19 protein-coding genes and 1 pseudogene are annotated in these 15,221 nt (G+C 46.3%); 17 read left to right on the top strand and 3 right to left on the bottom strand.

Features of this window, described 5'->3' with window-relative positions; translation table 11 throughout:
* The first annotated feature begins 36 nt into the window (after nt 1-36).
* The 4 genes from QZ209_RS08135 (at nt 37) to QZ209_RS08120 (ending at nt 5,005) form a co-directional block, all read left to right on the top strand.
* Complete coding sequence (locus tag QZ209_RS08135; RefSeq protein ID WP_294346801.1) at nt 37-1,101, top strand: toll/interleukin-1 receptor domain-containing protein; 1,065 nt, start codon at nt 37-39, stop codon at nt 1,099-1,101.
* Between the two features lie 644 nt (nt 1,102-1,745).
* Nucleotides 1,746-3,227, top strand: a complete 1,482-nt coding sequence (locus QZ209_RS08130) for an Eco57I restriction-modification methylase domain-containing protein (protein WP_294346799.1) — start codon at nt 1,746-1,748, stop codon at nt 3,225-3,227.
* Nucleotides 3,224-4,177, top strand: a complete 954-nt coding sequence (locus QZ209_RS08125; protein ID WP_294346798.1) for a BsuBI/PstI family type II restriction endonuclease — start codon at nt 3,224-3,226, stop codon at nt 4,175-4,177. Before QZ209_RS08130 ends, QZ209_RS08125 begins: the two co-directional genes overlap by 4 nt.
* 342 nt (nt 4,178-4,519) lie before the next feature.
* On the top strand, nt 4,520-5,005 hold the full coding sequence (locus QZ209_RS08120) for a hypothetical protein (protein WP_294346796.1): 486 nt from the start codon (nt 4,520-4,522) through the stop codon (nt 5,003-5,005).
* 136 nt (nt 5,006-5,141) lie between these two features.
* Here QZ209_RS08120 and umuD read toward each other — a convergent pair whose 3' ends face one another.
* Entirely contained in the window at nt 5,142-5,852 is a 711-nt protein-coding gene (umuD, locus tag QZ209_RS08115) for a translesion error-prone DNA polymerase V autoproteolytic subunit (protein WP_294346794.1), read from the bottom strand.
* A 108-nt stretch (nt 5,853-5,960) separates the two neighbouring features.
* Between umuD and QZ209_RS08110 the strand changes: the two genes are divergently transcribed.
* The 13 genes from QZ209_RS08110 to QZ209_RS08050 all read left to right on the top strand — a co-directional run bounded on the left by QZ209_RS08110 (nt 5,961) and on the right by QZ209_RS08050 (nt 13,746).
* Nucleotides 5,961-6,191: a hypothetical protein gene (locus QZ209_RS08110; RefSeq protein ID WP_294346792.1), complete on the top strand. Its 231-nt coding sequence runs from the start codon at nt 5,961-5,963 to the stop codon at nt 6,189-6,191.
* A gap of 127 nt (nt 6,192-6,318) precedes the next feature.
* On the top strand, nt 6,319-6,657 hold the full coding sequence (locus QZ209_RS08105) for a hypothetical protein (protein ID WP_294346790.1): 339 nt from the start codon (nt 6,319-6,321) through the stop codon (nt 6,655-6,657).
* Nucleotides 6,658-6,721: 64 nt separating this feature from the next.
* Nucleotides 6,722-6,973 (top strand): AlpA family phage regulatory protein, encoded by a 252-nt coding sequence (locus QZ209_RS08100; protein ID WP_294346788.1) that lies wholly within the window; start codon nt 6,722-6,724, stop codon nt 6,971-6,973.
* Complete coding sequence (locus QZ209_RS08095) at nt 6,970-7,170, top strand: hypothetical protein (protein ID WP_294346786.1); 201 nt, start codon at nt 6,970-6,972, stop codon at nt 7,168-7,170. Before QZ209_RS08100 ends, QZ209_RS08095 begins: the two co-directional genes overlap by 4 nt.
* Nucleotides 7,170-7,337, top strand: coding sequence for a hypothetical protein (locus tag QZ209_RS08090; protein ID WP_294346785.1), 168 nt, complete (start codon nt 7,170-7,172; stop codon nt 7,335-7,337). The genes QZ209_RS08095 and QZ209_RS08090 overlap by 1 nt, the downstream gene beginning before the upstream one ends.
* Before the next feature lie 37 nt (nt 7,338-7,374).
* Nucleotides 7,375-8,403: a phage Gp37/Gp68 family protein gene (locus QZ209_RS08085; RefSeq protein ID WP_294346783.1), complete on the top strand. Its 1,029-nt coding sequence runs from the start codon at nt 7,375-7,377 to the stop codon at nt 8,401-8,403.
* 213 nt (nt 8,404-8,616) lie between these two features.
* A complete protein-coding gene (locus QZ209_RS08080; RefSeq protein ID WP_294346780.1) occupies nt 8,617-9,003 on the top strand; it encodes a hypothetical protein in 387 nt (128 codons plus the stop codon).
* 5 nt (nt 9,004-9,008) lie between these two features.
* On the top strand, nt 9,009-9,860 hold the full coding sequence (locus QZ209_RS08075) for a hypothetical protein (RefSeq protein ID WP_294346778.1): 852 nt from the start codon (nt 9,009-9,011) through the stop codon (nt 9,858-9,860).
* On the top strand, nt 9,820-10,329 hold the full coding sequence (locus QZ209_RS08070; protein WP_294346776.1) for a hypothetical protein: 510 nt from the start codon (nt 9,820-9,822) through the stop codon (nt 10,327-10,329). Before QZ209_RS08075 ends, QZ209_RS08070 begins: the two co-directional genes overlap by 41 nt.
* A complete protein-coding gene (locus QZ209_RS08065) occupies nt 10,326-10,544 on the top strand; it encodes a hypothetical protein (protein WP_294346774.1) in 219 nt (72 codons plus the stop codon). Before QZ209_RS08070 ends, QZ209_RS08065 begins: the two co-directional genes overlap by 4 nt.
* A 136-nt stretch (nt 10,545-10,680) precedes the next feature.
* Nucleotides 10,681-11,265, top strand: a complete 585-nt coding sequence (locus QZ209_RS08060) for a hypothetical protein (protein ID WP_294346772.1) — start codon at nt 10,681-10,683, stop codon at nt 11,263-11,265.
* A complete protein-coding gene (locus tag QZ209_RS08055; RefSeq protein WP_366515761.1) occupies nt 11,180-13,111 on the top strand; it encodes a terminase gpA endonuclease subunit in 1,932 nt (643 codons plus the stop codon). Before QZ209_RS08060 ends, QZ209_RS08055 begins: the two co-directional genes overlap by 86 nt.
* Complete coding sequence (locus tag QZ209_RS08050; protein ID WP_294346771.1) at nt 13,111-13,746, top strand: hypothetical protein; 636 nt, start codon at nt 13,111-13,113, stop codon at nt 13,744-13,746. The genes QZ209_RS08055 and QZ209_RS08050 overlap by 1 nt, the downstream gene beginning before the upstream one ends.
* A 41-nt stretch (nt 13,747-13,787) precedes the next feature.
* On the opposite strand, the pseudogene QZ209_RS12635 reads toward QZ209_RS08050, so the two are convergent.
* Together QZ209_RS12635 and QZ209_RS08045 are read right to left on the bottom strand one after the other, a co-directional pair.
* A pseudogene (locus tag QZ209_RS12635) lies at nt 13,788-14,090 on the bottom strand (macro domain-containing protein); the annotation flags it as partial.
* A gap of 11 nt (nt 14,091-14,101) precedes the next feature.
* Nucleotides 14,102-15,124, bottom strand: a complete 1,023-nt coding sequence (locus QZ209_RS08045) for a hypothetical protein (protein ID WP_294346769.1) — start codon at nt 15,122-15,124, stop codon at nt 14,102-14,104.
* Between the last annotated feature and the right edge of the window lie 97 nt (nt 15,125-15,221).

The raw sequence follows: 15,221 nt of genomic DNA, 5'->3' as shown, positions 1-15,221 counted from the left end.
ACACATCCTTTCCAAACTCAAAGCGGTAATCTGGCTATGGCGAATCCTGAGCATATGGAGATTCTTAAGCAGGGGGTGGAAGTTTGGAATCGATGGCAGGAGGAGAGGAGGGAGAAAAACCCATTATTAATTCCTGATCTCAGCAATGCTAGTCTCAGGAAAGCTGATCTCAGAGGAGTGGATTTCGAAGGGGTTGAACTTAAAGGAGCCGATCTCAGTAAGGCTTATCTTGGGGAAGCCATTCTCGCAAATGCCGGTCTCAGTGGGGCTAATCTTAGTGGAGTGTTTCTACAAGGAGCTGAGTTCACGGGTGTTGACCTCAGTGGAGCTAACCTCAACGGAGCCAATATTGAAGCAGTTTATCTCAGCTATGTAGATCTTAGTTGTGCCAATCTCAGTAGAGCTAATCTTGCCTTTGCCATTTTCACGCAATCTGATCTCAGAGACTCAGCTTTTAATGATGCAGAATGTTTAATGTCAGTATTCGCTGATGTTGACCTCAGTCAAGTTAAAGGCCTTGAAAGCATTAAGCATGATGGCCCATCAATCATAGGACTCCCCACTCTTTATAATTCTGAAGGAAATATCCCTGAAGCATTTCTCCGTGGCTGTGGTGTGCCGGATCAGATGATCGAATATGCCCGGTCGTTGACGGCAAATCCCATCGAATACTATTCCTGCTTTATCAGCTACAGCCATAAGGACGAAGAGTTCGCAAAGCGGTTGCATGCTGATCTGCAGGCGAAAAATGTTCGGTGCTGGTATGCGCCGCATGATATGAAGATTGGTGACAAGATACGGCCGACGATTGATGATTCGATCCGCATTCATGACAAGCTGCTTCTAATCCTTTCGGAGCATTCGGTTGAGAGTGACTGGGTTGAGCATGAGGTTGAGCATGCCCTGGATATCGAGAAGGAGAAAAAAAAGAACGTTCTCTTTCCGGTGCGGGTGGATGAGGCTGCTATGGAGAGCAAGACCGGCTGGGCGGGAAATGTTCGCCGGCATCGGCATATCGGCGATTTCACCCAATGGAAGGATCACGATGCTTATTCGAAGGCCTTCGAGCGGTTGTTGCGGGATTTGAAAGCGGGGTTATAATTTGATGGAAAGATATAAGACGTTTTAAAAATTACAGTTAGGAGAAAAACACGGAAGCCTCGATTTTTTGCTGGACGGAACAACACGTAAGAAAGATGTATTGTCTTATAGAATAATGGGTTACGCCTATCCGTACAGGTAAATAAGCCTTCCATCTTGTATAACTCGTTCGAATTATGTAAGATACAGATGAACAGAATCGGTACATTCAGCACGTTGTCCTTTGACATCACTGATTTTCACACGAGCCATCCATTGTGCTCCGGGAGCCCTTGCCAGACAAGCGTTACCAGAGGTACCCCTTTTGATCTAATCGTACTCATGGAGTATTGCGACCTTCAACTTCATAGTAATACCGTGCGTGTTGCATGAACAGCTTTTGATCTAATCGTACTCGTGGAGTATATAGGGCGTTGGGAGTTGCGGAGGTAGTGATTCGTTGGTGCGCTCTTGTGTTAAAAGGAAACTGAAAAGCCCGGTTTATCGCTGGGCTTTTGTGTTTACGGGGGAAAGGTTGTTGCTAATAGTTGTTTGGCTTGCTGAACAACGCCACCGATAACCTATAATTTTAATATTGATAAAGACTGTTAATGGAAGTATAATTGTATTGAACAAGCTTTGTTAAAGTTTATTGGATTCGGTGAATGTTATCAATAGTTGAACAAAATAGACAGCAACTTTCAAAAAACACTGAGATTTCTAGAAAGTCGAGATTTGGTCAATATCTCACACCAGAGCGTGTAGCATCGTTCATGGCGGGCCTGTTTCCGAACGGGAAAGGTCATTGTTTTTTATTGGATGCTGGTGCTGGTATCGGTTCTTTGTCTGCTTCTTTCATGGAGAGGTGGAGATCAGGCGATTTGAATTTTGAAAGTGTTGAAGTGGATGCTTTCGAGATCGATCAAGCATTACATCCTTATTTGTTGAATACGTTTGAACGATTTGACCATAATGGGAAGTTTGCCACGCATATTTATCGTGATGACTTTATAACTGCCTCTGTTGAGACGTTGACCAATGGTCATATCTCAAATTCAAAATGGTACACCCACGCAATTCTTAACCCTCCTTACAAGAAAATCAATAGTAACTCGGCTCATCGTCTTGCTTTGAGAAGGGTTGGGATAGAAACTGTAAACTTATATTCAGCATTTGTTGCTCTGGCTGTAGCTCTTTCAAAAAAAGGAGGACAGATTGTAGCAATTATCCCTCGAAGTTTTTGTAATGGCCCTTATTATCGACCATTCCGAGAATTCATTTTTAACAGAACAGCGATCCAAAATTTGCACCTTTTTGAATCGCGTAAAAAAGCGTTCAAAGATGATCAAGTGCTTCAGGAGAATATTATAATCCGGCTTGAGGTTGGCGGTAAGCAAGGGCCCGTAACTGTATCGACATCGACAGACGATACATTCTCCGATCTTTCTACTCATGAGTATCCATTTGAGCGGATCGTATCCCTTGATGATCAAGAAAGATTCATCCATGTTCCTACATCTCCAGAAAAAAATACAATCGAATCATCTCAAGCTATTCATTATTCATTAAACGATCTTGGTATCAATGTGTCGACCGGGCCGGTAGTTGATTTCCGCTTGAAAGCACACCTGCGCGATATGCCGGGGCCAGGTAATGTTCCCCTGCTCTATCCCATTCATTTCAGTAACAAGACCACTGCATGGCCCATTAAGGGTATGAAGAAGCCTAATGCTATTGAGCGCAATGCTGATACCGAAAAGTGGCTTTACCCAAGCGGATTTTATTGTGTGGTGCGGCGATTCTCGTCCAAGGAAGAAAAGCACCGGATAGTGGCAAGTGTGGCTGAACCCAGAGCATTTGGTGACGTACCCCTTTTGGGCTTCGAGAACCACCTAAATCTGTTCCATGAAAATAAACGTGGTCTGCCCGAAAGGCTTGCCCGAGGATTGGCTGTGTTTTTAAATACCACTGCAGTAGATGAACATTTCCGTCGCTTCAACGGTCATACACAGGTCAATGCAACCGACCTCAAGCTGATGAAGTACCCGAGCCGTGAATCACTGATTCAGCTGGGAGAGTGGGCTATGCAACATAAAGAGATAAATCAGGCGGAGATTGACGCAAAGCTGGAAAACCTAGCCAGATGAAAAATAGCAGTGAGTACATAGAAGACGCAATACAAATTCTTAAATCATTAGGGCTACCAAGGGCTCAGCAAAACGATCGTTCTGGGCTGTGTTTGTTGGCTTTGCTTAATCTTACACCAGGAAAGCCATGGGCTGATGCAGAAAAACCACTTATGGGTATCACTCCGATCATGGATTGGACTCTGGAGCATTACAAAAAAGCATATGCTCCTAATAGCAGGGAGACTTTTCGTCGTTTTACAATGCATCAGTTTTGTGATGCAGGTATTGCTCTTTATAATCCGGACGAACCCGATCGACCAGTGAATAGCCCCAAGGCAGTGTATCAGATAGAGCCCGATACACTTAAGTTATTGCGATCATTTGATTCTTCCCTCTGGCATGACAACCTTACTGCTTATTTGGCTAAGCGTGAGACCCTTGTTGCAAAATATGCAAAGGAACGAGAACAGAATCGGATCCCGGTAGAAATTGCACCACACAAAAAGATTACTCTAAGTCCAGGGGAACATAGCGAGCTAATCCGAGAGATAATTGAAAATTTTGCCCCACGGTTTGCTCCAGGTAGTGTGCTTGTATATGCTGGTGATACAGGTGATAAGTGGGGTTATTTTGATGCACCTCTTCTTGCAAAGCTGGGTGTAGATGTAGATTCACATGGAAAAATGCCAGATGTTGTGCTTTACTTCAAAAAAAAGAACTGGCTCCTTTTGGTTGAGTCTGTTACCAGTCATGGCCCTGTTGACGGAAAGAGGCATAATGAACTTGCTGAACTTTTTAAAGGAGCAAAAGCAGGCCTTGTCTATGTGACTGCATTTCCTGATCGCGCTATTATGGGACGTTATTTGGGTGAAATAGCATGGGAAACAGAGGTGTGGGTTGCTGATGCGCCTTCACACCTGATTCACTTCAATGGGGAGCGCTTCCTTGGGCCTTACAATTATTCTTGATTTATATGTAGATTTTGCTCTGTGTTTTGCTTGCTGAACAACGTCCCCTATTCCACGATAAGCAAAAATCCATTAACTGCACTGCTGAAGCTCTGAATATCCTGAAGCCGTTAACAAAGAAGCTCCCTTATCTCAAAAAGTATCAAGAAGCAGCTCTTCAGGTTATGGATTCGAGGAGGGATGAATGTTGAATCCTGCATTAATAAAATTTTACCTGGTATTCCGAATCACCTATGTCACCACTCCCTGAATATCGAGCTTTGTAAGTTCGGTGATTTCGATGGGATTGTAGTTAAGATTACCGATTATGAGCATGATCCCTTTAACTGATAAAATCTTCATATGCCAAAAAACATATGCGTATATTTTGAGCAATATCAAACTCGAAATAAATGTGACATGGTAACAGTTCGGTGGATTTTAGGGGTGCTTTTGTTGCTTGTGGTGGTGGCTTTCGCATCTGGTATACAGCAGAAAGCTGAGGCGCAATCTAGTAGCTTCAGAGAGGTTGGCTATTTCAAGGCAGCCAACAAGGATCGTATTTTCTCCGTTCAAATGATCGGGAGCGTGACAGCAGCAGAAGCAAAAGCTTATGCGAAACGAAAAATGAACACTCCAGGAAGGATGACGGCCGTCTATTTTTATGCGCCCGGCAGCGTAATTCCTGCAGATGGGTTAACTCTTGCGAATAATCTATATGCAGCTAATACCGTTTTGTATGATATGCCGGGACTCAGCAAGTGGCGGTATGCTTATATGAATTACGGTAACGGTAAAGAGGAGTTTGTCGATTGCCGTGTTCCCAACAATAGCGGTCTTTGCCGATAGTTTTATCAAAGAGCTTTTGGCGTGTCGTACAAAACATCGCCTTCTTCAAATCGGCAAGCTGCTAATGCATCGGAAAAAGCAAGCGGCACTGCCCAGGCGAAGTTTGAAAAAAATTTCATCGTTTTTTTAAATTCTTTTACGCTGTCTGTCTAATCACCCAAGTTACAACCCCTTGAACCCGGAAATCCATGTCTTTGGTGATTTCGATTGGTTCGTAATGGTGGTTGCTGGGCATTAGTGAAACTTGTTCATCTTTAATGTACAGTTTTTTTACAGTCTGCTCGCCGTTGATCGAGGCGATAACGATATTTTTATGCAGTGGCTCGACTGCTCGGTCAACGATCAATATGTCCTCTTCTTCTATCCCCGCCAATATCATGCTATCTCCCCGTGCTTTTACTGCATATGTTTGTGAAGGATGTGTAATCATGTGCCGGGGAAGGTCAAGGTATTCCTCAACTGGACATGTGGAGTCGGATGGAGGTCCTGCTGCGATAGCGTATTGGTAGAGGGGAATAGGTGTTGTTTTTTCGTCAGTACTTGTGTGGTTTCTTTTTATCAAGGAGTCAATCTTTTTTTCCACACTATTTAACTGTTCTGAAAAATATCCAAGGGAACCTTTTTTCTTTTCCATTGAACCTTCCCCAGTTAAAAGCCATAAAGCATCGACATCGAAATTTCGATAAATCGAAGCAAGGATATTTGCTTTCGGCGGATCACCTTTTGTCTCATATTCGGATAGCCGATTGCCTGAAACGCCTATTTTTCTGGCAAATTCGGTCTGTGTAAGCCCTTCTTTAAGTCTAATAGCTCGTATTCTTTCTCCTACATTCTCGACATTTTTCACGTTTTTTCGATTTATTTGTTCGAAATATTTGGAATATTCTCGATATATCGAGATATTTTGTTTGAACAGCACATTAAACAAGGTTAATCAAAAGTAACAAAAGCGCACATGATTAACACAAAATCGATGAAACGGGGCATTTACGCAGAGGTTGCCGAGCGGCTGAAAGAAAAAGGGATCGAGCTCAAGGTTCCTACTCTGCGGATGAGGATTGTACGAGGTATCGACCCAGTCGCTATGGAGATTTACGCGGAGATCCTCCACAAGCGGATTGAGGATCATGCCCGTGCTGCCGATAAGCTGAGCAAGGCTGCCAAGAAGCTTGAAGAGGTTTCGTGATGGATGAAGGGTGGATTACGGTAATCGGTCGGCGATTGCTTTCACGGCCGTATAGATTTTATCGTGTTGTTTCTGGTGCTCTTTAATGTAGCGTAAGAAAACAAAGTAAAAGACTTTAAAAACCATCATGCAAACGAAAAACGATACAAAGAGCGGATACAGTAAGCCGAGACTTTCGGCATTTAGAACGGAAAGTACAATCCCTACAAAGCTCAATGATAAGACAATGATCATTGAGAAAACGCGAAAGATTCTCTGGGTTGCGATCATCTTCTCCTTGTTGCTAACAATATCAAGGATGGCGTTGGCTATTGTCACGATAGCTATGATGGCAGATAATAGCAGTCCCCAAGAAGTCGCATCCATGTTCGATAAGTCTTATTTGATGGAATCTATTACGTATCCGTTTATCCTCACTCTTGTAGCAATCAATGTGTTGCTTGCCCAGTGGGCGTATAAAGAATGAGGGTGTAAAAAATGTACAAAAAAAAGCTTGAAGAGGTTTCATAACGCAAACAGGAGGTTGATTGATGGACACAAGCAACACAGAAACAAAACAACTTCGGTTCTATCGACTCAGGGATATTGTCGGTGACGTTAAAAACGGCATCCCTGCGATCATACCGGTAAGTAAGACGTCGTGGTACAGGGGAATCCGGGAAGGGAAGTTTCCAAAACCGGTCATGCTGTCGGAACAGACATCGGCATGGCGGTCGACGGATATCGATGCTTTGGTTGAGAAGTTGAGTAAGGGGAATCACGATGAGGAGGATTTACCATGACGATCATTCTTCAGCAAGGGGATGTTTTGCATGCCTTGATAACAGCGGAAGGCAACATTATCAAGCGTGAGGATATGCGTGAGTACAGGCTTTCGGACGGGCGGGTCGCTCTGGATTGCGGTGAGTGTAACGAGCGGTCGGTCGCGTCCAGGTTCGTCGTTGATGCCGATGGTATTATCAGCGAGTGGAGGACGTGATGATGTATTCGAGAGCTTTGATCGCGGTTGCCGCTATCTCGGTTATGGGCATGGGGTGTGGTGTTGAGTTCCTGTATGCCTTTGCGTTCGGGGTGCTCATAACTGGCGGGCTGAGCATCATGGCTGTCATCGGGCGCGTGAAGACGTTTCCGCGTGATTATTGGTAGGTGTGTGGGAGAGCTAACAATAAAAAGGATGGTGACTATGGGTGACAAGAGCAAAATAGAGTGGACGGATGCGACGTGGAACCCTGTTATTGGATGTTCCATGGTCAGTGGTGGGTGTCAGAATTGTTATGCTCAAAGGGATGCTTCAGGAAGGCTGAAAAACCACCCTGATTATTCTCGGGTGATTCACCGAAAATTGTGGAACGGCAAGTTTGTTTTTAGGCATAATGTTCTCGATCAACCGCTCAGGTGGCAAAAGCCTCGGACGATTTTTGTGTGTTCGATGGGTGATCTCTTTCACGAGAGTGTACCGGACGAGTGGATCGATGATGTGATGGCTGTTACCGCGATGGCCCCTCAGCATAGGTTTATGGTGTTGACAAAGAGGCCGGAAAGGATGATGAAGTATTTTTCTGTCGGCGCCATGTGTGTTCGTATAGGCATTCGACAATCTATCGAAAAACTTGGTGGTGAAGATATAGGTGCAAGATGGAAAAACGAAGCTCTTCCAAACCTTGCTCTTGGCGTGTCGATCGAGGACCAAAAAACAGCAGACGAACGAATTCCGATACTTTTGCAAACTCCGGCGGCATACCGGTTTGTGAGTTACGAACCTGCCCTTAACGGTGTGAATCTCCAAACTATCGTTCTAAAAAAGAAAGAACACGGCCCCGATGTTTCCATAAATGCTCTTTATGGTTGGCACGGTGGTGCTGATTCTGATCGGACAATGATTGATCTGGTCATCATGGGGGGCGAGTCCGGTCCTAACACTCGACCGATGCACCCCGATTGGGCGCGGTCAATCCGGGATCAGTGCGCAGCCGCACGTGTGCCGTTTCATTTCAAGCAGTTTGGGGAGTGGCATGAAGTGCCTATTGGCTTTACCGAAGAGTGCCCGGCAGAGCCAAAACATTGTTGTTGGTTAACACCTGACGGCACGTTTAGCGCTATCGGAAGGGGCAGGTATAAAGATGATTCGATGCTGATGTTTCGTGTCGGCAAGAAACGAGCTGGCCGTTTACTGGATGGTAAGGAGCATAACGGGAAAATAAGGTGGAGGTGATAGGATGAATCCCGACCGCTACTACTATCGCAACCAAGCCTGTATTGTCTACCGACAGCCGGTGGGTAAGCCCTTCGCCGAGGCTGATTTAACAATTTGGACTGCAAGCTGTGAAGCGGCGGAACGGCTTGTGGCAGAGCTGGAGCGGTTACGGAGGGAAAATCTGACGCTGTTTAAACGGCTTGGTAAACACGATATAACAGAGGAGGGAGCATGCCTTTGACTTGCGGTTGCGGGGATTATGAGGATTATGACGAGGTGTTTTACGGGCCTGACGAATATTCAGTTATGCCTCAAAGGAGAAGGAGAGCCCGGTGTGCTTCTTGCAAAAGTCTTATCAACGAAGGTGATACGGTTACGGTGTTTTCGCGTTCCCGCAGGCCACGTAACGATGTCGAGTCGCGGATTTGCGGTGACGATCTGTCGTATGACATTTACGCCGTCCCGCTCGCTTCTCTGTATCTCTGTGAATCGTGTTCAGACTTGTTTTTCTCGCTTGATGCGCTGGGTTTCTGTGTCGGCCCGTATGAGGATTTGCGGGAAACGGTGAAGCAGTATCACCGGGAATACGGGCCGGGGAAGGTTGCGCTAAGACAGTAAGGCAGATGTCTATTTCTCAAGGAAACTGGATTCCGATGTCTGATGCTCTGGCTTCTGAATTGCCTCGAGGAAGAGCGTTCAGCAAGATCGAGGCCATTTACAGCCTGCAGCTTGACTATGACAGGGGAAGCAGGGTTACCATAGCAGGTATGGCGGCACGATGGGGCTGGAGCAGAAACAAGGTGACACGGTTTCTCGACGAGGTCGGGGTGGTGATTTTGTATCCGGAAACGACCTCAAAAAAGCAGAATCAAAAAGGACAGATCGCGATACAGATACGGGACAGATGCAGGGCAGATAATGAGCAGATTAAGATTATAGATAATAAGGGTTTGGCGGACAAGAAAAGCAGAAAAAGAGCAGATACGGGACAGATAAAGGACAGATCGCGAAACACTACTAACCAAACTACAAACCCAAACCCAAAGAAAGAGAGGGGAGAGAGTGCTCAACGTGGGAGTAAGAGGGGAGCGCCGGAGGTGCCGAAGTCACTGACGCTCAAGAATCCGGGATTTTCGGATCATTTCATGGTGGAAGTGTGGCCGCACTACCTGAAGGTGAAGGCAGGAAAACCCTACAAAAACCGCGAGTCCCAGGAGGTGGCTCTCCGCCAGCTCTACAAATGGGCGGGAGGAGACGAGCAGGAGGCAGTAGAGGCTCTTGCTTACGCAGTAGCAAACAGTTACCAAGGGATGAAGTGGTATTTCAGTGACAAGCAAAAGGGAGGAACACGTAATGCAGCAGACACCAAGCACAACGGCAACCCGCATGCAAAGGCGAACGCAGCAGCAATCCAGGCACTGCAGCGAAGCGATTTTGCAGAAAGCCCGGCGGGTGCTGGTAGCCGGTCAGGCTGATGACGAAGAGCAGAAGCAGAAGGCTGCCGAGTGGGCATTGCAGCTCGCGAGCCCTGAGCTGATCGTGGAGATGGTCAAGGAGATGCAGGGTCTCAAAGGCCGGTTCTACTCGGAAGTGGCAGAGCGTTTGTACGGTCAGGATCTCGAACCGGAGCAGATGGCGCATGTGGAGCGGTCGATCTGTGAGATGCTTCATCGAAGAAAGATCACGGTTGCCGGACTCGCAGAGTGGTACCGGCTCGCGATCGAGACGCTGTTCGACGGAGACCGGTTCACGCCGTTGCCGGATTATGCAGACTGTGTCAAACTCGCAGAGCTGGCACAGGATTCGACGAGAAGGCTCAGGGAAGCAGCTCAGGAGATTGTTGAGCCTGCGGTTCTGCCTCATGAGATACGGCGGTTGGCCTCCCTCACAACGGTGAAAACGCTCCCGGAACTGTTCGAAGAACTCAAAAAGAAGTTTGAATGAAGAAGGCGGATATTATGGCAATGAACGATGACGAGCTGAGGGTGCTTGCGATAGAACAGCAGCGCAAGATCGAACGGCTCTACAAAACACAGGTAAAGCTCAAGCGTAACATAGAAGCCAAGCAGGCGGTCATTGTGCACCTGCAGAACAAAAGTACGCGTCACATTGTCGAGGCAGTCCAGCGGCTTATTCCATTAAAACCGAGTGGACAATGAAGCGCTATCAACCTGATGTGTCGCGGGTCCTTCCCGGAGCGTTCGACCGTGATTGGTTTCGTGAGCGCGGGATTTTTTTAGCCTGACGGGGTTGGATGAGGGGTTCGTTTTCGCGTGAATTATTTCGTAAATGATTATGATGAATGAATTTAAAGAACAGGAAAAACTATTTGGACCGGACAGGGATTACTTGAAAAGGCGGGTTTCGACGGGGGAATTATCCGTCTTGATGGGGATCACTCCGCGCCGGATTCAGCAGCTGGCTAATGAGGTTCCGGCTTTTGGGAAGGCGAGTGTCGGGCATGGGATTTGGGTATGCTCGAAAGCGATTACAGCCTATATCGATTACAGAATACAGGAGAACGAGAACAAGGAGCGGAAAGGAGAATCATCAAAGGCGCGGTTGGAGCGGGCGAAGGCTGACATGGCTGAGTTGGAGCTGCAGGAACTCCAGGGAAAATTGGTGCGTATCGATACTGTGCATTCTGTATACGAGGAGGTTCTGATGAATGTGAAGGCGCAAATTCTGACACTTCCGCGTCGGATAGCTATGATGAAACTACCGAACGGTGTGCGAGAGAGAGAGGTGTTATTGGTTGGGGAAACTGAAAAATCATTACAGAAATTATCTGAATATGGAAACGTTCGGCACGATGACGCCAGGAATGGTAAGGAAGCGCGCGAAATCGCTTTATCGCCTCCTTGCGCCACCACCAAATGAGACAATATCTGAATGGACGGACTTATTTCGGTGGTCGAACAACGGGAAGTATTATGTGGACACGGCCGCGTATCAGCGCGGCATTATGGATGCCGTAAGCAATCCGCTTGTGGAGGAAGTGGATATAATGTCATCGGCTCAGATTGGTAAAACTGAGATCATCCTGAATATAATCGGTAGACACGCCCATCGCGAACCTTGCTCTATAATGTGGCTACTACCGTCGCTAATGATGTCAAAGCAGATTACGAAATCGAGGCTGGAGCCGATGTTTGAAGTCACACCGGTTTTAAACGGAATCCTTGCTGATAAGCGTGTTCGGGACGGCGGGAACAGTCTTGACTTTAAAAAATTACCGGGGGGCAATTATCTGATTATGGCGGGAGCAAATTCACCAGCATCACTGTCGTCCTGGCCGATCCGCATTCTGCTCGGTGACGAAATCGACCGGTGGGGAAAGCTGATCAAGAACGAAGGCGATATCCTGATGTTGGCAAGAAAGAGAACCACAAGCTTTGCGAGTAATAAGAAGATTGTACTTGTCAGTACGCCGACAGAAAAAGGGGAGAGCAGGATTTACCCGGCGTTCACGGAGACAAATCAGCAATATTACCATGTTCCATGCCCGCATTGCGGAGGCATGCAGGTGCTGAAATTCGGGAACCTTAAATTCGAGTATGATCGCGAGGCGATCAAGGGCTTAACGCAAGGCGCAGAAGAGGCCGAAGAGTTCGAGTGGAAGCGGAAAGCAATAGCGGAGCACATCCACGCTTGGTTCGCCTGCGAGCATTGCGGGTCGGTGATCGAACACGAGGATAAGCATGATATGGTGCAGTCAGGGGAGTGGCGGGCGAAGTTCCCGAAGATCGTCAAACGGCATGGCTTTCATATCTGGCAAGCCTACAGTCCTTTTGTTACCTGGGCGGAAACGGCCGCCGAGTTTCTCTATGCGACAGGGTATCCGGACCGTATGCGGGTGTTTACCAATACGGTGCTCGGTGAACTGTTCGTGGAGAAAGGGCAGGGACTGGAGGATGTGCCGCTGATGGAACGCCGTGAACGGTATCCGGCAAAGTTGCCGGAGAAGATCGAGATGGTGACAGTCGGTGTCGACGTGCAGGGTGACCGGCTTGAATGCGAGATCATAGGCTGGGCGGCTGACGGGGAGAACTGGAGCCTCGATTACCGTGTCTTGTGGGGCAACACGCAGTTGATTGACACTTACGAGCAACTTGAGTATGTCTGGGAACTGGAATGGGAACGCCAGGACGGGGCGCTGCTCAGTGTCGATGCACTCGGCATCGATGTGGGTTACAATCCTTCAGAGAAGGGCAACACCGAGAACGTCGATTCAAACGTGATCTATGATTGGGTCGAGTCTGCTTCGAAGCTGCACAGGGTCTTTGCCGTCAAGGGCAGTTCGACTCGTGTCGAGGGTGTCGTCAAATGGACACGTGCCGGGAAACGGCGCTTGAAACTGTGGCTTGTCGACGGTGAGCAGATTAAGAATGTTGTGCTCAAGCGTTTGAGGATCGAGCCGGGTAATCCGGGTAGCGCTCATTTCCCTCTGGATTACGAGAAGCAGTTTTTCATGATGCTGACGGCGGAGGAGAAGAAGCTCAAGGCCGGCCGTCGCGTTTGGACGAAGATCCGGGAAAGAAATGAGGCGGTCGATACCCGGCAGTATTCTTATGCTTCGCTGCTGATCCTGAAGCCGAAATGGGGCTGCATCAAGCGGCGCGTGGTTGAGCGGGAAGTGAAAGAGGAACCAGGCGAAGAGGGAAGAGGCACAGAGAAAAAGCAACGGCTCAGGGTTAAAAAACGGTTAAAAATGAGGCGCAGGTAATGCAAATTTCTGTTCGAAGCAACATAAAGGAGGTTACTCGTAACCTGAGCAGGTTGGAGAAGAAGCATATACCTAAAGCCACTCGAAATGCGATTAACGAAACATTGTTTGGGTTAGGCAAGGCGTTGTCGCGAGAGATGCAGTCTGTATTTGATGAACCAACAGTGTTTACAACGGGAGGTGAAAAAAGGTCTCCATTTATTTACGAAAAAGCTGATCTGAAAAAGTTGGCCGGTGAAATTCGGTTCAAGAAAAAACAGGCAAGTTATTTGCGATGGCAGATATATGGGGGAACTCAAAAACCAAAAAGAAAAGCGATTCCCATCCCCGCAAAAGTCATAAGGAATAAATATGGCAACCTTACAAAAGGCTGGAAAAAAATTCTTAATAAACCACATCATTTCAGCGGTAAACCAAAGGGGCATCCGACTGCACCACCAGGTATTTACAGGAGGTTAGGGGCGAAGAAGAAGTTTCCTGCAGGGCATAAGCTACAGTTACTCGTTTCATGGGAGGAGAAAACCGAATATCAGAAGCAGTTTCATTTTCATGAGTTTTCGCAGAGGTATGTTCGGCGGCATTTTGCAAAGAATTTCCGGGAGAAATTGCGTTGGTACGTCCAGAACAGAAAATGAGAACTCTTTCACGCAGCTAACATGCTATGCAGTCCAATTTTTTAAAACCTATTCCTCGAAGATTTTATATTGAGAAGATTTACCTTATTAATCATGTCTTTTTGAATCACAATCGTAAGTTTTGCTTGGTACTTAAATCTCATTTCGCTGATTCGGAATGTCCACAGCATGATTTTTAAGAGATCTTCATCGTTTGTAGCCTTGTGCCCTTTAATTCGAGTGATTCCTCATCCAAATCTTGGGATTGATACACTTCGCCGGCAGTACACATTATCATACCTTATCCAAAAGGTTTAATGTAACTCTATGCACTCTGGCATAGTAAACAATGCCTTGTTATGTTTTTTGGCATGCTCTATCCAAATCGAATGATATTCTTCTCTGTAGCAATCCCGTAACCATACTTAATGCTTTGGGTTCGCCTTTGATTTTCTGGGAAAAAATGGACGTGAACTGGAAATCCCTCAATTGGTTGAATTTGCCTATTACAGAGGAATGCAAGCATAACCTCAACAATATCCACTATCGAATTCACAGCCTGACTCATGAATTCCACAACAGGCATTGGTGGTTGATGCGTTTTGGGATGAACAACTTCAATTGATGGTGGGAGAAGTTGATTTTCTGGATTAATACGGAAATCTGTTGTAACAATTCTTTGGTCGGCTCTCGGGTGCTCAACACAATTTCTTGAGTTGCGAACAAACTGAAGAAAAGGAAGTATATTTTCTAACGTTGCTAAAAAATTATCGATTTTATTATGCTCTTTCTCTACCTCTTCCTGCAAGCTTTTCCACCCACCTTTACCAACATTTGGATTGAACAATTTTACAATTTTAAATAATCCATCGAGGGCATGATCAGATTTTTGAAAAAACTCTTTGCATTTATTCGCAACCCCGTTAACCGAAGGCAACACGATTGAACGGTTTTTACTGACCTTGAGGTCGTATTTTTCGATTTCTGAACGCTGAGAATCGCTGAAGACCTCAAGCACCTCTTTTGCACTTGCAATATTCTGAGCAATTTCTAGTACGATTAACATCGCTTTGTCTAAGTCAATACCATTATTCAGTATCTCCTTCTTTAGTAGCTCGTGACCTGTTAGAAACACAGCACCAACCCATGGCTCCGCTGATCCATATGGAAGAACACGTTGGATGGTATTTGGAACATGAATGTTTTTACGCTCGGGATCTATTTGATCTGCGAGTTTAATTTCATAGATCCCTTTTTCCTTCACGACATATAAACCGTTACCGAATGTAAGCATGCCTGTGATGGCACTATCATCATCCGGTGTGGTGACTTTTAACGATCCTGCTCCGTCTCTAACACGATCGATAGGCTGGTTATTCGCTTTGTCTTTTTTACTCATAACATTAATTACTATCTGTAATACAGATTCTATTTCTCATCGCAAGCAATATACCTCATAAACACTTTCTGTTAAACCTGTCATTGTGCTTAAAGTA

The organism is Prosthecochloris sp. (assembly GCA_015482705.2).
Taxonomy (GTDB): Bacteria; Bacteroidota; Chlorobiia; order Chlorobiales; family Chlorobiaceae; genus Prosthecochloris.
This window is presented reverse-complemented; position numbering and strand designations above follow the sequence as displayed.

Bases quoted from the DNA above. Each gene is read 5' to 3' on its own strand.
- QZ209_RS08135 (WP_294346801.1), top strand. From the start codon at position 37: ATGGCGAATCCTGAGCATATGGAGATTCTTAAGCAGGGGGTGGAAGTT.
- QZ209_RS08130 (WP_294346799.1), top strand. From the start codon at position 1,746: ATGTTATCAATAGTTGAACAAAATAGACAGCAACTTTCAAAAAACACT.
- QZ209_RS08125 (WP_294346798.1), top strand. From the start codon at position 3,224: ATGAAAAATAGCAGTGAGTACATAGAAGACGCAATACAAATTCTTAAA.
- QZ209_RS08120 (WP_294346796.1), top strand. From the start codon at position 4,520: ATGCCAAAAAACATATGCGTATATTTTGAGCAATATCAAACTCGAAAT.
- QZ209_RS08110 (WP_294346792.1), top strand. From the start codon at position 5,961: ATGATTAACACAAAATCGATGAAACGGGGCATTTACGCAGAGGTTGCC.
- QZ209_RS08105 (WP_294346790.1), top strand. From the start codon at position 6,319: ATGCAAACGAAAAACGATACAAAGAGCGGATACAGTAAGCCGAGACTT.
- QZ209_RS08100 (WP_294346788.1), top strand. From the start codon at position 6,722: ATGGACACAAGCAACACAGAAACAAAACAACTTCGGTTCTATCGACTC.
- QZ209_RS08095 (WP_294346786.1), top strand. From the start codon at position 6,970: ATGACGATCATTCTTCAGCAAGGGGATGTTTTGCATGCCTTGATAACA.
- QZ209_RS08090 (WP_294346785.1), top strand. From the start codon at position 7,170: ATGATGTATTCGAGAGCTTTGATCGCGGTTGCCGCTATCTCGGTTATG.
- QZ209_RS08085 (WP_294346783.1), top strand. From the start codon at position 7,375: ATGGGTGACAAGAGCAAAATAGAGTGGACGGATGCGACGTGGAACCCT.
- QZ209_RS08080 (WP_294346780.1), top strand. From the start codon at position 8,617: ATGCCTTTGACTTGCGGTTGCGGGGATTATGAGGATTATGACGAGGTG.
- QZ209_RS08075 (WP_294346778.1), top strand. From the start codon at position 9,009: ATGTCTATTTCTCAAGGAAACTGGATTCCGATGTCTGATGCTCTGGCT.
- QZ209_RS08065 (WP_294346774.1), top strand. From the start codon at position 10,326: ATGAAGAAGGCGGATATTATGGCAATGAACGATGACGAGCTGAGGGTG.
- QZ209_RS08060 (WP_294346772.1), top strand. From the start codon at position 10,681: ATGATGAATGAATTTAAAGAACAGGAAAAACTATTTGGACCGGACAGG.
- QZ209_RS08055 (WP_366515761.1), top strand. From the start codon at position 11,180: ATGGAAACGTTCGGCACGATGACGCCAGGAATGGTAAGGAAGCGCGCG.
- QZ209_RS08050 (WP_294346771.1), top strand. From the start codon at position 13,111: ATGCAAATTTCTGTTCGAAGCAACATAAAGGAGGTTACTCGTAACCTG.
- QZ209_RS08045 (WP_294346769.1), bottom strand. From the start codon at position 15,124: ATGAGTAAAAAAGACAAAGCGAATAACCAGCCTATCGATCGTGTTAGA.